Origin of the sequence: Kitasatospora sp. LaBMicrA B282 (genome assembly GCF_050325825.1) — a bacterium.
In the GTDB taxonomy this organism is placed as follows: domain Bacteria; phylum Actinomycetota; class Actinomycetes; order Streptomycetales; family Streptomycetaceae; genus Kitasatospora.
The window spans coordinates 1-3,772 of the sequence record NZ_JBNQTI010000317.1 but is presented as its reverse complement, the minus strand read 5'-3'; the positions used below and the strand labels follow the sequence as shown (position 1 = coordinate 3,772).

Genomic DNA, 3,772 nt, shown 5'->3' with positions numbered 1-3,772 from the left:
CGCTGCGGGCCGGGGCCACCGTGGTGGGGGGAACGCCGAGCGCGGCCGGCGGGGGCGCGGCCGCGGGGTTGGGGGCTCGCTCGACCCTGGGCCGGGCGACGGCCGGGCCGGCCTCGCCGGCACCGCCCGAGGGAGCGTCAGCCGCGGCGGCGTCGGACTGCTGCGCACCGGGGCCACCGTCCGCCGGCTCGGCGGTCTGGCGGCTGGCCAGGGAGGGCGACAGGGCCATCCCCCCGGTGGTGCGGAACAGCTCGTCGGCCCCCGGGAGGCTCACTCGACGGGGCGGCACCGGTCGAGCACCTCCCTGGCGAGCTGGCGGTAGGCGGCGGCGCCGACCGAGTTGGTCGCGTAGGTGGTGATCGGCTCGCCGGCCACGGTGGTCTCCGGGAACCTGACGGTGCGCCCGATCACGGTGTGGAAGACGTGCTCGCCGAAGGCCTCGACCACCCGGGCCAGCACCTCGCGGCTGTGCACCGTGCGCGAGTCGTACATGGTGGCCAGGATGCCGTCGAGCCGCAGCTCCGGGTTGAGCCGCTCGCAGACCTTCTCGATCGTCTCGGTCAGCAGCGCCACCCCGCGCAGCGCGAAGAACTCGCACTCCAGCGGCACGATCACGCTGTGCGCGGCGGTCAGCGCGTTGACCGTGAGCAGGCCGAGCGAGGGCTGGCAGTCGATGATCACGTAGTCGTAGTCCGGCAGCAGCGGCTTGAGCGCCCGCGCCAGCGCCGACTCCCGGGCCACCTCGCTGACCAGCTGCACCTCGGCGGCCGACAGGTCGATGTTGGAGGGCAGCAGGTCCATGCCGGGGATGGCGGTCTTCAGCAGCACCTCGTCCGCCGTCAGACCCCGCTCCATCAGCAGGTTGTAGACGGTGACGTCCAGCTCCATCGGGTTGACCCCGAGACCGACCGAGAGCGCGCCCTGCGGGTCGAAGTCGACCAGCAGCACCCGGCGGCCGTACTCGGCCAGCGCGGCGCCCAGGTTGATGGTCGAGGTGGTCTTGCCGACGCCGCCCTTCTGGTTGCACATCGCGATGATCTGCGCCGGGCCGTGCTCGGCCAGCGGCGCGGGGATCGGGAAGTACGGCTGGGGACGGCCGGTGGGGCCGATCCGCTCGCGGCGCTGGCGGGCAGCGTCGGGGGCCAGCGTGGCGGCGTACTCGGGGTCCGGCTCGTACTCGGCGTCCGGGTCGTCGTGGGAGCCGTAGGCGAAGTCCTGGTACCCGAGGCCCTGCCCCGACAGGTCGGCGTCGTAGACCGTGGCCTGGGCGGCCTGCCTGGCCTCGAACGTGCGCACGGCCACGGTGCCGATCTCGCTGGCCCCGACCGTGGAAAGTACGGCCCCGGTGTCGTCGGTCGGCTGTCCGGAGACACGCTCCGCCAGTCCTGGCTGACCACCCCCGGGAGCAAATGTCGACTCATTCACAAGTCGTCTTACCTCCTTGGGCATCCAGGGCATTATGTCGATTCGTCAGCCTGACACCATGCCGACGGTTTGCGACTCTAGGCCGTTTCGGGCGTTCGCAGCAACACAATCCACGGTAGTGGGCCCGATGTGTCGGCTGTCCTACCGGGTTCTGTCAAGGGGCGGGTGACGCACCCCCCGGCGCGTTGACGGCGCCCGGGGGCATGCCGAGGCCCCCGGTCGGCTACCGCCGGCCAGGGGCCATCGGACAGTGTTCAAACAGTGGTGCGGCACCCCGCCGCACTCCCTGTCACGGCGTCAGGCGAGCACGCTCTCCAGCGAGATGGAGGGCAGGCCGAACGCCTCGGCGACCGCGGCGTAGGTGATCTGACCCTCGTGCACGTTCAGGCCCTTGGCCAGCGCGGCGTCGCGCTGCAGCGCCTCCTTCCAACCGCGGTTGGCCAGCTCGACCACGTACGGCAGGGTCGCGTTGGTCAGCGCGTAGGTGGAGGTGTTGGGCACCGCGCCCGGCATGTTGGCGACGCAGTAGAAGACCGAGTTGTGCACCGGGAAGGTCGGCTCGGCGTGCGTGGTGGGACGCGAGTCCTCGAAGCAGCCGCCCTGGTCGATGGCGATGTCGACCAGCACCGAACCCGGCTTCATCCGGGAGACCAGCTCGTTGGTGATCAGCTTGGGGGCCTTGGCGCCCGGGATCAGCACGGCGCCGATCACCAGGTCGGCCTCCAGCACGGCCTTCTCCAGCTCGAACGAGTTGGACATGATGGCCTTGATCTTGGTGCCGAAGATCCGGTCGGCCTCGCGCAGCTTGTTGATGTCGCGGTCCAGCAGGGTCACCTCGTAGCCCATGCCGATCGCGATGGTGGCCGCGTGCCAGCCGGAGACGCCGCCGCCGATCACCACGGCCTTGGCCGGGTGGGTGCCGGGCACGCCGCCCGGCAGCACGCCGCGGCCGCCGGCCGGGCGCATCAGGTGGTAGGAGCCGACCTGCGGGGCCAGCCGGCCCGCGACCTCGGACATCGGCGCGAGCAGCGGCAGTGCGCCGTTGGCCAGCTGCACCGTCTCGTAGGCGATCGCGGTGGTGCCGGAGGCGAGCAGCGCGTCGGTACCGGCCCGGTCGGCGGCCAGGTGCAGGTAGGTGAAGAGGGTCTGGCCCTTGCGCAGTCGGTGGTACTCCTGCGCGATCGGCTCCTTGACCTTCAGCAGCAGGTCAGCGGTGGCCCACACCTCGTCGGCGGTGGGGAGGATGGTGGCACCCGCGGCCACGTACTCCTCGTTGGGGATCGAGGAACCGACGCCGGCGCCGTCCTCGATGAACACCTCGTGTCCGTTGCGAACCAGCTCATGCACACCGGCGGGCGTGATGGCCACCCGGTACTCGTGGTTCTTGACCTCGCGGGGGATGCCGACCTTGGTCACGGTTAAACACGTCCCTCTTGCCATGGGAGTCCCAACCGGGGGAAGACCGGCGGGTGCCCGCGCAGCACGGCCTCCGACCCGAAGCGGGACACGCGGCACTGCGCGACTAAGTCGAGTGTAATGAAGCCAGGCGGTTTCGCCAGCCTTCCAATGTGAATAAATTTGCCCGCCGCATTGGCAGATTCGTAGGCTTGCCGCAGAACCTTCCTGGCAAACTGCCGCACAACCGGCGAACTTCCCATAGCTCCCATACCGCACCGCAAGATCATCTGCCGGTCGGAATCCGGCAACCTCGGCTAAACCAGGGCGACAGCCCCCGGTCGGCCCGCGGCCACCTCGGCGAAGCCGCCACGAAGCCCCCACGGACACCCCGCGGACGCCCCCCGGGGGAACGCCCGGGAGCCCGCGGCCCACGGCCTCAGCCGCGGCCGCCGAGCCGTTCCAGGGCCGTCGCCACCACCGCCGCGCCGCGCTCGTCACCCAACCGGCGCAGCAGGGTGAGCGCGTCCCGGTACTCCCGGGCCGCCTCCTCGAACCGGCGCTGCGCACCGTGCGCCTCCGCCAGCCGGGCCAGCAGCCGGGCCTCGGCGGCCGGGTCGTCCTGGCCGCGGCGCAGCGCCAGCGCCCGGCCGTAGCTGTCGGCGGCGCGCACCGGGTCGCCCAGCGCCCGGTGGCACCCCGCCACCCCCTCCAGGGCGCGGGCCGCCACCGGCTCGTCGCGGGCCGTCCGGCTGTGCGCCAGCGCGGCCCGGTAGTGCTCCACCGCCGGCTGCCAGTCGCCGGCCGCCACCCGCAGCTCGGCCAGGTTGAGCAGGGCGGCGGCCGCCCGCCGCGGTGCGCCCTGGCGCTCGGCGCAGGTCAGCACCAGGCGGTGCAGGCGGTAGGCGTCGGCGGCCGGCAGCCCGCCCGCGGCGCCGTCGGCCGCCGGCAG

3 protein-coding genes and 1 pseudogene are annotated in these 3,772 nt (G+C 72.5%); all 4 read right to left on the bottom strand.

The window, feature by feature from the left end; all coding sequences use genetic code 11:
• Nucleotides 1–229: pseudogene (locus ACQRUO_RS38885) on the bottom strand (hypothetical protein); the annotation flags it as partial.
• 41 nt (nucleotides 230–270) lie between these two features.
• Complete coding sequence (locus ACQRUO_RS38880) at nucleotides 271–1,302, bottom strand: ParA family protein (protein ID WP_428320909.1); 1,032 nt, start codon at nucleotides 1,300–1,302, stop codon at nucleotides 271–273.
• A gap of 420 nt (nucleotides 1,303–1,722) precedes the next feature.
• Nucleotides 1,723–2,841, bottom strand: a complete 1,119-nt coding sequence (gene ald, locus ACQRUO_RS38875) for an alanine dehydrogenase (RefSeq protein WP_428320908.1) — start codon at nucleotides 2,839–2,841, stop codon at nucleotides 1,723–1,725.
• A gap of 418 nt (nucleotides 2,842–3,259) precedes the next feature.
• A partial coding sequence (locus ACQRUO_RS38870) for a tetratricopeptide repeat protein (protein WP_428320907.1) occupies nucleotides 3,260–3,772 on the bottom strand: 513 nt, incomplete at its 5' end.